The sequence below is a fragment of the Streptomyces sp. NPDC055966 genome (genome assembly GCF_042269865.1).
Taxonomy (GTDB): domain Bacteria; phylum Actinomycetota; class Actinomycetes; order Streptomycetales; family Streptomycetaceae; genus Streptomyces.
On record NZ_JBHJYK010000010.1, the window covers coordinates 127,762 to 143,063 of the forward strand.

The window sequence follows — 15,302 nt, forward strand, 5'->3', positions numbered from 1 at the left end:
TTGCCAGGGGACGGGCCGCGGTCGTACGCCGGGACCTCCGCTCAGCCGAAGGTCGCGCGCTGCAGCCAGAACTCCAGCAGCTCCCGCTCGCCGAGCACCTCCAACTCGGGGCTGTCCAGCGGCAGTCGGCGGTAGAAGGCGAGCAGCACGGAGGTGAGCGGGCCGCGCAGGGCGACCGCGGCCTTCTCGTGCCCGCGCCGCCAGCGCACGCCCTCCGCGCCGAACTCCAGCAGCCATTCGGCGTTCAGGCCGGGATCGGCGTCGGTGGCGTGGAGGTGGATGGAGCGGATGGGGCCGTCCAGGCGCAGGGCCTCTTCACGGCCCCGGACCTGCTGGAGGAAGACGGCGAAGTCCAGCCACTCGTCCATCGCGTCGACGGCGATCTCCGGTGCCAGTTCGTAGTCGAGCCCGGCGGCGAGGGTCGCGTCGGCGCGGTGGACGGTGATCTCGTGGGTCATCCGGCGGGCCCAGAACCCGGAGACGGCCTTCCCCGGCACGAAGCTCCACACCGCGGTGTCCGGGCCCGCCTCGCGCAGCGTGGCGACGACCAGCTCACCGGTCTGCGCGAGCCACTTGTCGAGTGCCGCCGCATCGCCCCGTTCCTCGGGCCCGGCACCGAGCGGCACCTGGTCGCGGGGAACGCGCTCCTGCGCCCGGATGCGCACGGTCGTCTCCACCCACCGCAGGGCGCCGCCCATATGGCGTACGAGGTCCTCCAGCGACCAGTCCGGGCAGGTCGGCACGGTCGCGGACAGATCGGCGCCGGAGGTGACCACGGCCCTCAACTGCGCCACCTGATGAGCGATTTCGTCACAGTAACGGTCATGCGCGAGCAAAGTCATGCCCCTCACCCTAGAGGTGGGCGTTCAGTCGATCACCACGATTTCGGCCACGTCGAACTCCACGCCGACCGTGTCCCCGACCGCGGGCGCCTCCCGCAGCGCGCAGGCGGCCTCCAGACGCGGCTGCCCGTCCCCCGGCTGGAGGTGGACGGCCACATGGGTGCCCTTGAAGGTACGGGCGGTCACCGTGCACGCCAGGCCCGCGTCGGCCGCCACGAGCCGTACACCGGCGGGCCGGACGAGCACGCTGCGCGCGCCCTGCGGGGAGCCGTCGGGCACCGGGAGCTTGCCCCACGGGCTGTCGGCGGCCGCGCCGGCGACGGTCGCCTCGGCCACGTTGTCGAAGCCGAGGAAGCGGGCCACGAACGCGTCGGCGGGCCGCTGCCAGACATCGAGGGGCGTACCGGTCTGGGCGATCCGCCCGTCGCGCATCACCACCACCCGGTCGGCCAGCGCGAACGCCTCGCCCTGGTCGTGGGTCACGGCGAGCACGGTCGTCCCCAACCGGCCGAACAGTTCCCGCAGTTCGACCACCAGCCGCTCGCGCAGCGAGCGGTCGAGCTGGCCGAGCGGCTCGTCCAGCATCAGCAGCCGGGGCCGGGGCGCGAGCGCGCGGGCGAGGGCCACGCGCTGCTGCTCGCCGCCGGACAGGGAGGCCACGGCCCGCCGCGCCGCCCCGGGCAGTCCGACCAGCTCCAGCAACTGCGCGACCTCGGCGTCCCGTACGCCCCTGGCGACGCCGCGCACGCGCGGCCCGAAGGCGACGTTCGCGCCGACGTCCCGCTGCGGGAAGAGCTGGTGGTCCTGGAACATCAGGCCGACGCCCCGCTTGTGCGCGGGCACGCCCGCCTGGTCGCGGCCGTCCAGCAGGATCCGTCCGCCGGACAGGGGCTGGAGCCCGGCGACCGCCCGCAGCAGGGTGGACTTCCCGCTGCCGCTGGGCCCGAGGACGCACACCACCTCGTGCTCGGCGACGTCGAGGCCGACCGCGTCCAGCACCGCCCGCCCGCCGAAGCGCACGGTCGCGGCGTCGAGGCTGAGCAGCATCAGAACTCCCCCGTCGGCATCTAGAACTCCCCGGTCCGGTCGGTGCGCAGCCGCTCCAGGAGCAGCAGCGCGACGGCGCACACCACCATCAGAATGGTCGAAAGGGCCATCGCCTGGCCGTAGTTGAGATCGCCGGGGCGGCTCAGCAGCCGGGCCACGGCGACCGGGAGCGTGGGGTTGTCGGGCCGGGCGATGAACACGGTCGCCCCGAACTCGCCGAGCGAGACGGCGAACGCGAACCCGGCCGCGACCAGCAGCGCCCTGCGCACCAGTGGCAGATCCACCTCCCGCCACACCCGCCACGGCGAGGCCCCGAGCACGGCGGCGGCCTCCCGGAGCCGGCCGTCCACCGCGCGCAGCACGGGCAGCATGGTCCGTACGACGAAGGGGGCGCCGACCAGCGCCTGGGCGAGGGGGACGAGGATCCAGGACTGCCGCAGGTCCAGCGGCGGCTTGTCGAGGGCGATCAGGAAGCCGAAGCCGACGGTCACGGCGGAGACGCCGAGCGGCAGCATCAGCAGCGCGTCGAAGCTCCGGACCAGCCGTCCGGCGTCCCGGCGGGCGAGCGCGGCGGCGGCGAGAGCGCCGATCACGACGGCGATGGCGGTGGCGGCGACGGCGTACTGGAGCGAGGTCCACACCGCGTGGATGGGCGCCACCAGGAACGTACCGCCGTCGGAGCTGGTGAGGGCCCGGTAGTAACCGAGGCCGGGGGCGTCGAGGGAGCGCTGGACGAGGACGGCGAGCGGCAGCACGAGGAGCAGCGCGACGGTGACGAGGACACCGGCGAGCAGTGCCCACTGCCCGCTCCCGCGCGGCCGGCGGGCGGTCGTCTCGGGGGCGACGAGCCGCAGCGCGGTCTCCCGGCGCCGCACGGTCCAGGCGTGCACGGCGAGGATCGCGCCGACGGCGGCGAACTGCAGGAGGGTGAGGACCGCGGCCGTGGACAGGTCGAAGACCTCGGAGGTCTGCCGGTAGATCTCCACTTCGAGGGTGGAGAAGGTGGGGCCGCCGAGGATCTGGACGACGCCGAAGGAGGTGAAGGTGAACAGGAACACCATCAGCGCGGCGGCGGCCACGGCGGGCGCGAGCGCGGGCAGGGTGACCTTGCGCCAGGCGCCGAACGGGGAGGCGCCCAGCATGCGGGCGGCCTCCTCCTGCCGGGGGTCGAGCTGGGCCCACAGACCGCCGACGGTCCGTACGACGACGGCGTAGTTGAAGAAGACATGGGCCAGCAGGATCGCCCACACCGTGGTGTCCAGCCGTACGCCCCACAGGTCGTCCAGCAGCCCGCCGTGCCCGACGAGCGCGAGGAAGGCGCTGCCGGCGACGACCGTCGGCAGCACGAACGGGACGGTGACCACGGCCCGCAGCACCTGCTTGCCCGGGAAGTCGAGCCGGGCGAAGACATGGGCGGCGGGCAGCGCGAGGAGCAGGGTGAGCGCGGTGGAGGCGAGCGCCTGCCAGGTGGTGAACCACAGCACGTGCCGGATGTCCGGCTGCGTGACCACGTCCGCGATCCGCCCGAACCGCCAGGCGCCGTCCGCCTTCAGCCCGCGCGCGACGATCGCGGCGACCGGCCAGGCGAAGAACAGCGCGAAGAACGCGACGGGCAGGGCCATCAGCCCGAGCCGCGTCACGTTCCCGCGTGTCCTCCGCCGTGTTCCGGCTACTTCAGTACGAGCGAGGTCCACGCCTTGACCCACTGGTCGCGGTTGGCGGCGATCGTGCCGGGGGCCATGGTCTCGGGGTGCTGGGCGGCCGGGCCGTACGCGGTGAACTCGGCGGGCACCTTCGCGCCCTTCAGCACCGGGTAGACGTACATGTTCAGCGGCATGTCCTCCTGGAACTCCTTGGAGACCAGGAAGTCGATGAACGCCTTGGCGCCCTTGGGGTTGTGGGCGTTGCTCAGCAGCCCGGCGAACTCGATCTGCCGGAAGCAGGTGCCGTTCGCCACGCCGGTCGGTGCCGTGCTGGGCCGCTTCTTGGCGTAGATCACCTCGGCGGGCGGGGAGGAGGCGTACGACACGACCAGCGGCCGGTCACCGCCCGCCTTCTTGCCCTCGGAGGAGCCGGAGAACTCCTGGTAGTAGGCCTGCTCCCAGCCGTCGACGACCTTGACGCCGTTGGCCTTGAGCTTCTTCCAGTAGTCCTGCCAGCCGGTGTCGCCGAACTGCGCGGCGCTGCCCAGCAGGAAGCCGAGGCCCGGCGAGGAGGTGGCCGCGTTCTCGGTGACCAGGAGGTTCTTGTACGCGGGCTTGGCCAGGTCGGCGAAGGACTGCGGCGGGGTCAGCTTGTGCGCGCTGAAGTAGGCCTTGTCGTAGTTGACGCAGATGTCGCCGTAGTCGATCGGCGTGACCCGGTGCTTGTCCTTGTCCAACTGGTAGGCGGCGCCGACCTGGTCGAGCCCCTTGGCCTGGTACGGCTGGAAGAGGCCGTTGTCGAGGGCGCGGGAGAGCAGGGTGTTGTCGACGCCGAAGAAGACGTCGCCCTGCGGGTCGTCCTTGGTCAGGACGGCCTTGTTGACGGCCTGCCCGGCGTCGCCGTCCTTGAGGACCTTGACCTTGTACCCGGTCTTCTTCTCGAAGTCCTGGAGCACGCTCTTGGAGACGGCCCACGAGTCGTGGCTGACGAGGGTGACGGTCTTGGAGCCGGCACCGCTCTTGGTGTCCGCGGATCCGCACGCGGTCAGCGTCGACATGGCGACGAGGCCGAGGCCGACCGCGGTGGCCACGAGGGTCTTGTTGTGCACTGGATGTCCTCCTGGGGTTGGCCAGGAAGAACGCGGCCCTGCCCAGGGAGCTGGGCAGGGCGCAACAGCTTGAGTGATGACCGAACTTCCTACCCAGAATGACCTGGGCGAGGTTCAGAGGGTCTGCGGCCCTGTCCGCCGCACTCTCAGCGCTGTGGCGCTCCCCTGTCGGAATATGAAGGTGTCGATATGGAGATGTCGATATGAAGATGTGCGTGACGGTGGCCAGATTACCGCTCGGTGGCCGCCAGCTGACCACAGGCTCCGTCGATCTCCTGGCCCCGGGTGTCCCGGACGGTGACGGGCACGCCGTGCGCCGCGATGGCTTCGACGAACGCCTTCTCGTCCTCGGGCCGCGAGGCGGTCCACTTCGAGCCCGGCGTCGGGTTCAGCGGAATGAGGTTGACGTGCACGGGCTTGCCGCGCAGCAGCCGGCCGAGCCGGTCACCGCGCCAGGCCTGGTCGTTGATGTCCCGGATCAGCGCGTACTCGATGGACAGCCGGCGCCCGCTCTTCTCGACGTACTCGAACCCGGCGTCCAGCACCTCGCGCACCTTCCACCGCGTGTTCACGGGGACGAGGGTGTCGCGCAGCTCGTCGTCGGGAGCGTGCAGGGAGATCGCGAGCCGGCACTTGAAGCCCTCGTCGGCGAACCGGTGGATGGCCGGCACGAGCCCGACGGTCGAGACGGTGATGCCGCGCTGCGAGAGCCCGAGCCCGTCCGGCGCCGGGTCGGTGAGCGCGCGAATGGCTCCGACCACCCTCTTGTAGTTGGCGAGCGGCTCCCCCATGCCCATGAAGACGATGTTGGAGAGCCGGGCAGGCCCGCCGGGCACCTCCCCGTCCCGCAGCGCGCGCATGCCGTCGACGATCTGGTGGACGATCTCGCCGGTGGACAGGTTCCGGTCCAGGCCCGCCTGTCCGGTGGCGCAGAACGGGCAGTTCATGCCGCAGCCCGCCTGCGAGCTGATGCACATGGTGACCCGGTCCGGGTAGCGCATCAGCACGGACTCGACCAGCGTGCCGTCGAACAGGCGCCACAGCGTCTTGCGGGTGGTGCCCTGGTCGGTGGACAGATGCCGGACGACGGTCATCAGCTCCGGGAACAGCGCGTCGCGCAGTTTCTCCCTCGACCCGGCAGGGATGTCCGTCCACTGCTCCGGGTCGTGCGCGTACCGCGCGAAGTAGTGCTGCGAGAGCTGCTTGGCGCGGAACGGCTTCTCACCGATCTCGGCCACCGCGTCCTTGCGCTCGGCGGGCGTGAGGTCGGCGAGATGCCGCGGCGGCTTCTTGGCTCCGCGCGGGGCGACGAAAGTGAGTTCTCCGGGCTTAGGCATGGCTGTACCAGTGTCTCAGATCAAATTCCGTGACCTGCGGCCCATGACGCGTACGGTGATCGTCGGCCGTCGCCATTTGTCATCGCTGGCCACCCTCGGACGGCCCAGAGACGGCCCGGCTCCTGGCCCGGAGAAGTCGCTGGCGCTAGCGGCGGGAACGCTGACGTCAGCGACCCCGCCAGCGGCCGAAACGCCCGGTGACCAGCATGTCAGCAGTCAGCGGGCCGGTTCCTGCGCGATCCCCGCAGCACTCGGCATACGTGGCCGTCCGACCAGGAGGAGGGCTCAGTCGAGCGTGAATGAGCCGCCCTGGTCCGATGCGCCACTCAAATGCAGGGGACGTTGGCGTAGCCCGGGTAGAAGTAGCGCCCGGCCGGACCGGCGCTGTGGACGCAACGGTCGAAGGCGGGGCTCTGGGGCTTCGGGCTCTCGGTGGCGGCGGTCGCGGTCGGTGCGACGAAGGCGATCACTCCGAGGATCATTGCCGCCACCACCGATTTCTTGCCCGGGATGCACCTCCGGAACGTCTTCATTGCCGCCCTCCTTCGAGCCGGGATGGGAGCGCCGCACGGTTCACAAGGCGACTGTTCGGCGCTCGCGATTCCGCCTATCGTCATATGCCTCACACATAACGTCAATACCCAAAATCAGGGCATTAGTGTTGAAAGACGACCATCGGATCGTCCGTCCGACGCCACAGGCAGGCGTGATCACCCATGGCGGCGAGAGGCGCCCCGGTAAGGAGGGTCGCCGGCCTGTGACGCCGGCCGAACGTCTTGCCGCCGGTTCGGGCACGGCCAGGGCACGCGTGCAGCCTTGCGGTGGCTCAGAGAGGAAGACGCAGCACGCGTCGCGCCGTCCTCGGCTCGCTAGGCTGACGGCCGCACCGGGGGGGGCGGCGGGCGGCGTGTGAAATTCTGCCGACGAACGGTCGGGTTTCCTGGTCAGCCCTTGTCCTGCCCTTTGCCGTGCCGTAACAACTGGCGCCATGAACCTTTTCGGCCGCAATTCATTTCACCGGCGCGCGCAGCCGTCCGCCGCGCCCGGGGCGACCGCGTCACCGGTGGCCGGCGCCGCCGCCACCGCCGTACTGCCCGACCCCGAGCTGGCGGCTCTCACCGGCGAGTGGCTGATCGATCCCGCACACAGCAGGATCGGGTTCTCCGTACGGCACGCGATGGTGACCACGGTGCGCGGCGCGTTCGCGCAGTACGAGAGCCGCCTGTACTTCGACGGGCGCGACCCGTCCCGGTCCCGGGCCGACATCGTGCTGTACACCTCCAGCATCGACACCGGCGTCGAGCAGCGGGACGCCCATCTGGTCGGCCGCCAGTTCCTGGACGCCGCGGCCCATCCGAGAATGACGTTCACGAGCACCACCGTGCGGCTCGTGGGCAAGGACGTCTACCGCATGACCGGCGACCTCACGATCAAGGACACCACCCGTCCGATCGAGCTGGACCTCACCTACATCGGCCACGTCACCGACGCGTTCGGCGACGAGCGGGTCGGCTTCGACGGCACCACCACGATCAACCGCTCCGACTGGGGCCTGACCTACGACGCCCGGCTCGCCCAGGGCGGGTCCATGGTGAGCGAGACGGTCCGCCTCCAGTTCGACATCGCGGCGATCCGCACCACCCGCGCAGCCTGACCCCGCCACACCAAAGTGCCCCCACCCTGCGTCCAGGGCGGGGGCACTTCCGCGTACGGCCACCGACTCACGCCGACCCGACGAACACCACCAACAACAACCACACCACCGGCGCGGTCGGCAGCAGGGAGTCCAGGCGGTCCATGATGCCGCCATGGCCCGGGAGCAAGGTGCCCATGTCCTTGATGCCCAGGTCGCGCTTGATCATGGACTCGCCGAGGTCGCCCAGCGTGGCGCTGCCCGCGACCGCGAGGCCGAGCAGCAGGCCCTGCCACCAGGTGCCGTCGTCGATCAGGAACTGCATGCACAGCGCGCCCGCGACCATCGCGAAGGCCACCGCACCCAGCAGGCCCTCGCGGGTCTTGCCGGGGCTGATGCGCGGGGCCAGCTTCGTCCTGCCGAAGCGCCAGCCGACCGCATAGGCGCCGGTGTCGCTGACGACCGTCAGCAGGAGGAAGGTCAGGACGCGCCACGGGCCGTCGTCGGCCGTCAGCATCATCGCCACGAACGTGGCGAGGAAGGGCACGTAGAACGCCGCGAAGACGCCTGCCGTGACGTCCTTGAGGTAGCCCTCCGGCGGTTCCGTCATGCGCCAGACCAGGACCGCGAGCGCGGTGAGTGCCATGGCGACCCAGGCGCCCTCGGCGCCGCGCACGTACCCGGCGACCACCATCGCCGCACCGCCCACCGCGAGCGGCACGAGCGGCGCCTTGATCTCCTTGCGCTCCCGCAGCCTGCTGGTCAGCTCCCACAGGCCCACGACCACGGCGACCGCGACCACGCCGACGAACACGGCCTTGTACACGAACAGGGACGCGACGATCACCACACCGAGTCCGACGCCGACCCCTATGGCCGCGCTCAGGTCACGGCCCGCGCTCTTCTTCTGCGGCGCTGGCGCCGGCTGGGGGGCGTCGGGCATGGGCTCCGGATTCTGGTTCTCGGCCGAGAGGGACCCACCCGGTGCGGGCTCGGGCCGTACCTCGTTGTGGAACGGGGGGCCGCTCGGCCGAGCGGCCCCCCGGTCGTCCTGGTCTCCGCCATACGCGGGTGCGTCGGGCACGATGGGCATGGGGCGAGTGTGCTGCGCCTGAGGCGCATCGTACGCGGGACCCGCCGGGGCGGCTCCCTGGACAGGCCCGCCCCCGGTGGGCCCCCAGTAGCCGGCCGGATCCGCCGCCCGCGGCGCCCCCCAGGAAGAGTCGCTCATCAGACTTCGAGCAGTTCCGCTTCCTTGTGCTTCAGGAGCTCGTCCACCTGGGCGACGTACTTCGCCGTGGTGTCGTCCAGCTCCTTCTCAGCACGACGGCCCTCGTCCTCGCCGACCTCGCCGTCCTTGATCAGCTTGTCGATGGTGTCCTTGGCCTTGCGGCGCACGGAGCGGATGGACACCCGGGAGTCCTCCGCCTTGCCCTTGGCGACCTTGATGTAGTCGCGGCGCCGCTCCTCGGTCAGCTCGGGGAACACCACTCGGATGATGTTGCCGTCGTTGCTCGGGTTGACGCCCAGGTCGGAGTCGCGGATGGCCTGCTCGATGTTGCGCAGCGCGCTCTTGTCGAACGGCGTCACGACCGCCATGCGCGGTTCCGGCACGGAGAACGAGGCCAGCTGGTTGATCGGCGTCAGGGCACCGTAGTAGTCGGCCACGATCTTGTTGAACATCGCCGGGTGCGCACGGCCGGTGCGGATCGCGGCGAAGTCCTCCTTGGCGACCACGACGGCCTTCTCCATCTTCTCCTCGGCCTCGAGGAGGGTCTCTTCGATCACCACTTGCTCCTGCGTGTCTTGAGTAAGGCCCGGCTGCGGTTCCTCGTCGGGGCGGCGGCCGGCTGCGTCGCGTCTTCTTCCTGCACGGTTCCCGACCGGCAGGACATTGTCCATCCCCCGGCCGGCAGCCGGCCCCGTCACGGGGCCGTGCACCACCGGCCGGATCGATGCCGGGTCAGTCCCGGCTGCCCTGGTCGCCGACCAGCGTGCCGATCTTCTCACCCTTGACGGCCCGAGCGATATTGCCCTCCGCGAGCAGCTCGAAGACCAGGATCGGAAGTTTGTTGTCGCGGCACAGCGTGATGGCGGTGGCGTCGGCGACCTTCAGGTCGCGGGTGATGACCTCGCCGTAGCCGAGGGCGTCGAACTTGACGGCGTCCGGATTCCGCTTCGGGTCGGAGTCGTAGACCCCGTCCACGCCGTTCTTGCCCATGAGCAGCGCCTCGGCGTCGATCTCCAGGGCGCGCTGGGCGGCGGTGGTGTCGGTGGAGAAGTACGGCATGCCCATACCGGCGCCGAAGATGACCACACGGCCCTTCTCCAGGTGGCGCACGGCGCGCAGCGGGATGTACGGCTCGGCGACCTGGCCCATGGTGATGGCGGTCTGCACCCGGCTGTCGATGCCCTCCTTCTCCAGGAAGTCCTGGAGGGCGAGGCAGTTCATGACCGTGCCGAGCATTCCCATGTAGTCGGAGCGGGCCCGGTCCATGCCGCGCTGCTGGAGTTCGGCGCCGCGGAAGAAGTTGCCGCCGCCGATGACGACCGCGATCTCGGCACCGTCCCGGACGACGGCCGCGATCTCGCGGGCGATCTTGTGCACCACGTCCGGGTCCACGCCCAGGCCCCCGCCGCCGGAGAAGGCCTCTCCGGACAGCTTCAGCAGAAACCGGCCGCGCACTTTGCCGTCGTCGCTCTTCTGGGCCTTGGTGGTCATGGGAGATTCCGCCTCTTTCACGTGGTGCACATACGAAGAAGGCCATTGCCGGTGGGGTCGCTTTTCGCTCCCATACGCGGCAATGGCCTCCTCGTCAGATCTGCTGCCGTCCGCCTCACGCCGGGGTGGGGCGGTGTACGCGGACGACTGCTTACGACCCTATCGGGATTTCTCCCGGGATCGCTCCCGGAATCCCTCTGTGGGTCGTACGTCGATCGCGGTACGGACTCAGATGCCGACCTTGATGCGCGTGAAGCGCTTCAGGGTGACACCGGCCTCGTCCAGAACCTTCTGGACCGACTTCTTGTTGTCCAGCGCGTAGGGCTGGCCGAGCAGCGTGGCGTCCTTGAAGAAGCCGTTGAGGCGACCCTCGACGATCTTCGGCAGGGCGGCCTCGGGCTTGCCCTCGGCGCGGGTGGTCTCCTCGGCGACGCGGCGCTCGGACTCGACGACCTCGGCCGGGACCTCGTCCTTGGAGAGGTACTTCGGCGCGAAGGCGGCGATGTGCTGGGCGACACCCTTGGCGATCTCGGCGTTCGGCTTGTCCAGCTCGACCAGGACACCGATCTGCGGGGGCAGGTCGGGCATGGTGCGGTGCATGTAGGCCGTGACGTAACCGCCGGAGAACTGCGCGAAGCGGTCCAGGACGATCTTCTCGCCGAGGTTGGCGTTGGCCTCGTCCACGAACGCCTGGACGGTCTTGCCGGCCTCGATCTCGGAGGCGAGCAGGGCCTCGATGTCGGCCGGGGAGGTCTTGGCGACGTGCTCGGCGATGGCGTTGGCCACGGCCTGGAACTTCTCGCCCTTGGCGACGAAGTCCGTCTCGCACTTCAGCTCGACGAGGACGCCGGAGGTGTTGTCGTCGGCGATGATGGAGACCACGGCGCCGTTCTCGGCGGAGCGGCCCTCGCGCTTGGCGACGCCCTTCTGGCCCTTGATGCGGAGCGCCTCGACGGCCTTGTCGACGTTGCCCTCGGCCTCGTCCAGCGCCTTCTTGCAGTCCATCATGCCGGCGCCCGTGAGCTCACGGAGCTTCTTGACGTCGGCGGCGGTGTAGTTCGCCATGAGTCTGTGAGTCTTTCTCGAAGTCTGGAAGATCTTCAGGTCACCACGGTTTTGCGTTCCACATGTACGCGCGGATCACATACATCGTGCCGACCTACGGGTGAACAGCGGGGGCGGACTTCACCGCGCCGGGGCGCTGTGGTTGCAGTTCCGCCCCCGCTGTCGACGCCTGCGTCAGGCCTGCTCGCCCTCGGCGGCCTTCTCCTCGGCCGGGGCGGCCTCGGCGGCGGGGGCCTCGGCGGCCGGAGCCTCGGCGGCAGCCTCGGCCGGCTTCTCGGCCTCGGCGGCCGGAGCCGCGTCCTCGGAGTCCGTCTTCTTCTCACCCTCGAGCAGGTCGCGCTCCCACTCGGCGAGCGGCTCGCCCGCGGCCTTCTCGCCCTTGTCACCGGTGGCGACGCGAGAGCGGGAGATGAGGCCCTCGGCGACGGCGTCGGCGATCACGCGGGTGAGCAGGGTGACGGAGCGGATCGCGTCGTCGTTGCCCGGGATCTTGTAGTCGACCTCGTCGGGGTCGCAGTTGGTGTCGAGGATCGCGACGACCGGAATGTTGAGCTTCCGGGCCTCACCAACGGCGATGTGCTCCTTCTTGGTGTCCACGATCCAGACGGCGCTGGGCACCTTCTGCATCTCGCGGATACCACCGAGGGTCTTCTCCAGCTTGGCCTTCTCGCGCGAGAGCACGAGAAGCTCCTTCTTGGTCAGACCCGACGCGGCGACGTCCTCGAAGTCGATCTGCTCAAGCTCCTTGAGGCGCTGCAGACGCTTGTAGACGGTCGAGAAGTTGGTGAGCATGCCGCCCAGCCAGCGCTGGTTGACGTAGGGCATGCCGACGCGGGTGGCCTGCTCGGCGATGGCCTCCTGCGCCTGCTTCTTGGTGCCGACGAACATGACCGTGCCGCCGTGGGCGACGGTCTCCTTGACGAACTCGTAGGCGCGGTCGATGTACGACAGCGACTGGAGCAGGTCGATGATGTAGATGCCGTTGCGCTCGGTGAAGATGAAGCGCTTCATCTTCGGGTTCCAGCGACGGGTCTGGTGACCGAAGTGGACGCCGCTCTCCAGCAGCTCCCGCATCGTGACGACGGCCATGGCCGTATCTCCTCGAAATTCTCGGTTGTGCCGCGTCCGCCGGACGGCGGTCGCGCCTGACGCCCGCGATGCGCCGTGCCGCAAAGGACCGAGAGGCGCTGACACCGACCGCTTGGCGGCCCGATGTCGGGGCGTGCGAAGTCGACCCGGTGACCCGGATCGCCAGAAGAAGTGTACGGGACCGCCGGGGCACCGGGTGACGCCGCTCTCCACAACCGGAGAGTCGTCCACAGACTCCGGCCATGATCGGCGGGGGTGCGGGACGGTTCTCGCATGCTGCGAGCGATGCGATACGCCCTGGTGCCGACGGCCGTGCTCCTCTGTCTGGCAACGGTGGCCCTGCTGCCGCGCTGGGCCTGGGCGGAGCCGTCTCCCCCGGCCCCGCAGACCCCGGTGCCCCGGATCGCCCGCACCTGGCCGGTGGGCGTACGGCCGCCTGTACTGCGCGGCTGGAACCCCCCGGCGATGCCGTACGGCCCGGGCCACCGCGGCGTCGACCTGTCGGCCCCGCCCGGCGCGCCGGTCCGGGCGGTGGCGCCGGGCCGGGTGTCCTTCGCGGGGCGGGTGGCGGGGCAGGGCGTGGTGTCCCTGGACCTGACGGGCACGGACCTGCGCACCACCTACGAGCCGGTCAGCCCGTCGGTACGCGAGGGCGACGAGGTGCGGGCGGGAGATGTCGTGGGCACGCTCGAACAGCCGAGCAACCCCCACTGCCCGTCGGCGTGCCTCCACTGGGGACTGCTGCGAGGCGGCACGTACGTGAACCCACTGTCCCTGCTGCCCCCATGGCTGCGGGAGAGCGGCCCATCGAGATTGCTGCCGGTGCTGGACGTACCACTGCCGGACGGTGGGGAGCGGTAGCGGGGTGCTGGAGCAGCGGCCGGCCGGACCGCGGGAGCGTTCGGGCCACGCGGGCCATGGGGTGGCGGCTCGGCGGACGGTCGCGGCAGGTCGACCGCCGCAGTGACGGAGCCACGGACGGTCTTGCCGCCATGGTGGTGAAGCCGCAGGCGGTCCGGGCGATGGGCCGCGCGCCGTCGGGGCGAGGGGGTCGCTGTCGGCCGGGTGCCGGTGGCGGGCCCGGCGTGGGCGGAGGCGTCAGCCCTGTACGCCGTGCAGGACCATCGTCACCGCCGCGTCGGTGATGGCTGCGGGGTCCTCCGCCGCGCCCAGCTCGATCCTGCGCACCGCCGCGTCCACGACCCCCTGCACCAGCATGGCCGCCAGCCGGGGCTGCTCGTGCCCCATGTCCCCGAGTGCCTCGACGATCATCGCGACCAGCCCGCCGTGCGCCGCCCGGATCTTCTCCCGCGCGCCGGCGTCCAGCTCGCTCGCGGAGATGGCCACGACGGCCCGGTGCCGCCGGTCACCGACCAGCGCCAGCTGCCTGCGCACGTACGCCTCGACCTTGCCCTCGGCCGACTCCTCCCGCTCCATCGCGGCGGCCACCTCGGCCGCCCACAGCGGGAAGTCGACCTCGCACAGCTCCTCGACCACGGCGGCCCGCGACCGGAAGTACTCGTACACGGACGAGCGCGCGAGCCCCGTCCGCTCGGCGAGAGCCGGGAAGGTCAGTGCCTCCGTCCCGCCCTCGGACAGCAACGACCGGGCCGCGTCCAGCAGGGCGGCTCGCTGCATCGACCGGTGCTCGGCCACGGAGGCCGCTCGAATCCTTGGCACGCCGACCACTTTACGGACGCCTCGACCCGAGCGGGAGAGCCGCTCACCCGCTGTGCGGCCACCGGCACCGGGACGACGACACGACGGCACCGGCCGCGCGCCGGCCTCACTGTCCGAAGCTCGCCAGCTTGGCCCGCAGCTGGAGCACGGACTTGGTGTGGATCTGGCTGACCCGGCTTTCGGTGACCCCGAGGACATTGCCGATCTCGGCGAGCGTGAGCCCCTCGTAGTAGTACAGCGTGACCACGGTCTTCTCGCGCTCGGGCAGTGTGTTGATCGCGCGCGCGAGGAACCTCCGCAGCTCCCGGTCCTCGGCCACCTCCACCGGATCGTCCGCGGCGGTGTCCTCCAGCGTGTCCATGAGGCTGAGCCGGTCGCCGCCCTCGCCGCCGACGTGCAGCAGCTCCTCCAGGGCGACCACGTTGGCCAGCGACAACTGACTGAACACTGCGTGGAGTTCGTCCACCTCCATCTCCAGCTCGGCGGCGACCTCGCCCTCGCTCGGGGTGCGCCGCAGCCGCGCCTCCAGGGTGGCGTAGGCCCGCTCCACGTTGCGCGCCTTCTGCCGCACCGAGCGCGGGATCCAGTCCAGCGCCCGCAGCTCGTCGATCATCGCGCCCCGGATCCGGGTGATCGCGTACGTCTCGAACTTGATCTCCCGGTCGATGTCGAACTTCTCGATCGCGTCGATCAGCCCGAAGACCCCGGAGGAGACGAAGTCGGCCTGCTCCACGTTGGGCGGCAGCCCGACGCTCACCCGGCCCGCCACGTACTTCACGAGCGGCGAGTAGTGCAGGATCAGCTGCTCCCGCAGCCGGTCGTCCCCCGTCGCCTTGTACGACCGCCACAGCTCGTCGAGCGTCGAGGGAGCGGGCGGCCGCACGCTGCCACCGTCGCGGGCGGCTGGGGGGATCGCCGCCCGGTCTGACCCGGAGGTGTGCTGGGGCATTCGTCGCCTAGTGCCGTTCTGCCGTGAAGTGCTGTGAAGTGCTGTGAAGCGCCGTGGGGTGTCGTGGGTGCCGCGGGCCGGCGGGGGTGGGGTTGGTGGGTGAATGGGCTGCCTGGGTGAGCTGTCGGTCTGATGTCGAGTTGGTGCGATCTGTATCACTGTCTTCGTGAGCGTAGCGTGACTGAG

The 15,302-nt window shown here is 70.5% G+C and carries 15 protein-coding genes and 1 riboswitch; of the genes, 2 read left to right on the forward strand and 13 right to left on the reverse strand.

Annotation, left to right across the window (positions count from 1 at the left end; genetic code table 11):
* Nucleotides 1–41: 41 nt before the first annotated feature.
* The 6 genes from ACFC8N_RS22290 to ACFC8N_RS22315 all read right to left on the reverse strand — a co-directional run bounded on the left by ACFC8N_RS22290 (nt 42) and on the right by ACFC8N_RS22315 (nt 6,511).
* Nucleotides 42–842, reverse strand: a complete 801-nt coding sequence (locus tag ACFC8N_RS22290; RefSeq protein WP_356024507.1) for a maleylpyruvate isomerase family mycothiol-dependent enzyme — start codon at nt 840–842, stop codon at nt 42–44.
* 24 nt (nt 843–866) lie between these two features.
* Nucleotides 867–1,889 (reverse strand): ABC transporter ATP-binding protein, encoded by a 1,023-nt coding sequence (locus tag ACFC8N_RS22295; protein ID WP_356024509.1) that lies wholly within the window; start codon nt 1,887–1,889, stop codon nt 867–869.
* 20 nt (nt 1,890–1,909) lie between these two features.
* Nucleotides 1,910–3,511, reverse strand: a complete 1,602-nt coding sequence (locus tag ACFC8N_RS22300; protein WP_376289436.1) for an ABC transporter permease — start codon at nt 3,509–3,511, stop codon at nt 1,910–1,912.
* A 47-nt stretch (nt 3,512–3,558) separates the two neighbouring features.
* The gene (locus tag ACFC8N_RS22305) at nt 3,559–4,641 is read right to left on the reverse strand and encodes a thiamine ABC transporter substrate binding subunit (protein WP_376289250.1); all 1,083 of its coding nucleotides are present in this window, start codon (nt 4,639–4,641) and stop codon (nt 3,559–3,561) included.
* Nucleotides 4,642–4,709: 68 nt separating this feature from the next.
* Nucleotides 4,710–4,818: riboswitch (TPP riboswitch) on the reverse strand.
* A 53-nt stretch (nt 4,819–4,871) separates the two neighbouring features.
* Nucleotides 4,872–5,978, reverse strand: a complete 1,107-nt coding sequence (rlmN, locus tag ACFC8N_RS22310; RefSeq protein ID WP_356024514.1) for a 23S rRNA (adenine(2503)-C(2))-methyltransferase RlmN — start codon at nt 5,976–5,978, stop codon at nt 4,872–4,874.
* A 326-nt stretch (nt 5,979–6,304) separates the two neighbouring features.
* Nucleotides 6,305–6,511, reverse strand: coding sequence for a hypothetical protein (locus ACFC8N_RS22315; protein WP_356024516.1), 207 nt, complete (start codon nt 6,509–6,511; stop codon nt 6,305–6,307).
* A gap of 455 nt (nt 6,512–6,966) precedes the next feature.
* Between ACFC8N_RS22315 and ACFC8N_RS22320 the strand changes: the two genes are divergently transcribed.
* A complete protein-coding gene (locus ACFC8N_RS22320) occupies nt 6,967–7,632 on the forward strand; it encodes a YceI family protein (RefSeq protein ID WP_362821962.1) in 666 nt (221 codons plus the stop codon).
* Between the two features lie 67 nt (nt 7,633–7,699).
* On the opposite strand, the gene ACFC8N_RS22325 is transcribed toward ACFC8N_RS22320, so the two are convergent.
* The 5 genes from ACFC8N_RS22325 to rpsB all read right to left on the reverse strand — a co-directional run bounded on the left by ACFC8N_RS22325 (nt 7,700) and on the right by rpsB (nt 12,487).
* A complete protein-coding gene (locus ACFC8N_RS22325; protein ID WP_356024520.1) occupies nt 7,700–8,842 on the reverse strand; it encodes a phosphatidate cytidylyltransferase in 1,143 nt (380 codons plus the stop codon).
* A complete protein-coding gene (frr, locus tag ACFC8N_RS22330) occupies nt 8,842–9,399 on the reverse strand; it encodes a ribosome recycling factor (RefSeq protein WP_071375743.1) in 558 nt (185 codons plus the stop codon). The genes ACFC8N_RS22325 and frr overlap by 1 nt, the downstream gene beginning before the upstream one ends.
* Before the next feature lie 175 nt (nt 9,400–9,574).
* Nucleotides 9,575–10,333, reverse strand: a complete 759-nt coding sequence (pyrH, locus tag ACFC8N_RS22335; RefSeq protein WP_071379606.1) for a UMP kinase — start codon at nt 10,331–10,333, stop codon at nt 9,575–9,577.
* A gap of 228 nt (nt 10,334–10,561) precedes the next feature.
* Nucleotides 10,562–11,398: a translation elongation factor Ts gene (tsf, locus tag ACFC8N_RS22340; protein ID WP_356024522.1), complete on the reverse strand. Its 837-nt coding sequence runs from the start codon at nt 11,396–11,398 to the stop codon at nt 10,562–10,564.
* 174 nt (nt 11,399–11,572) lie between these two features.
* On the reverse strand, nt 11,573–12,487 hold the full coding sequence (gene rpsB / locus ACFC8N_RS22345) for a 30S ribosomal protein S2 (protein WP_356024524.1): 915 nt from the start codon (nt 12,485–12,487) through the stop codon (nt 11,573–11,575).
* A 285-nt stretch (nt 12,488–12,772) separates the two neighbouring features.
* Here rpsB and ACFC8N_RS22350 point away from each other — a divergent pair, with 285 nt between their 5' ends.
* Nucleotides 12,773–13,348 carry a murein hydrolase activator EnvC family protein gene (locus ACFC8N_RS22350; RefSeq protein ID WP_376289254.1) on the forward strand — a complete coding sequence of 192 codons (576 nt, stop codon included), beginning with the start codon at nt 12,773–12,775 and terminating at the stop codon, nt 13,346–13,348.
* A gap of 237 nt (nt 13,349–13,585) precedes the next feature.
* On the opposite strand, the gene ACFC8N_RS22355 is transcribed toward ACFC8N_RS22350, so the two are convergent.
* Both ACFC8N_RS22355 and whiG read right to left on the reverse strand, forming a co-directional pair.
* A complete protein-coding gene (locus tag ACFC8N_RS22355; protein WP_356024736.1) occupies nt 13,586–14,143 on the reverse strand; it encodes a helix-turn-helix domain-containing protein in 558 nt (185 codons plus the stop codon).
* Nucleotides 14,144–14,273: 130 nt separating this feature from the next.
* Complete coding sequence (gene whiG, locus ACFC8N_RS22360) at nt 14,274–15,116, reverse strand: RNA polymerase sigma factor WhiG (RefSeq protein WP_071370652.1); 843 nt, start codon at nt 15,114–15,116, stop codon at nt 14,274–14,276.
* Nucleotides 15,117–15,302 lie beyond the last annotated feature (186 nt).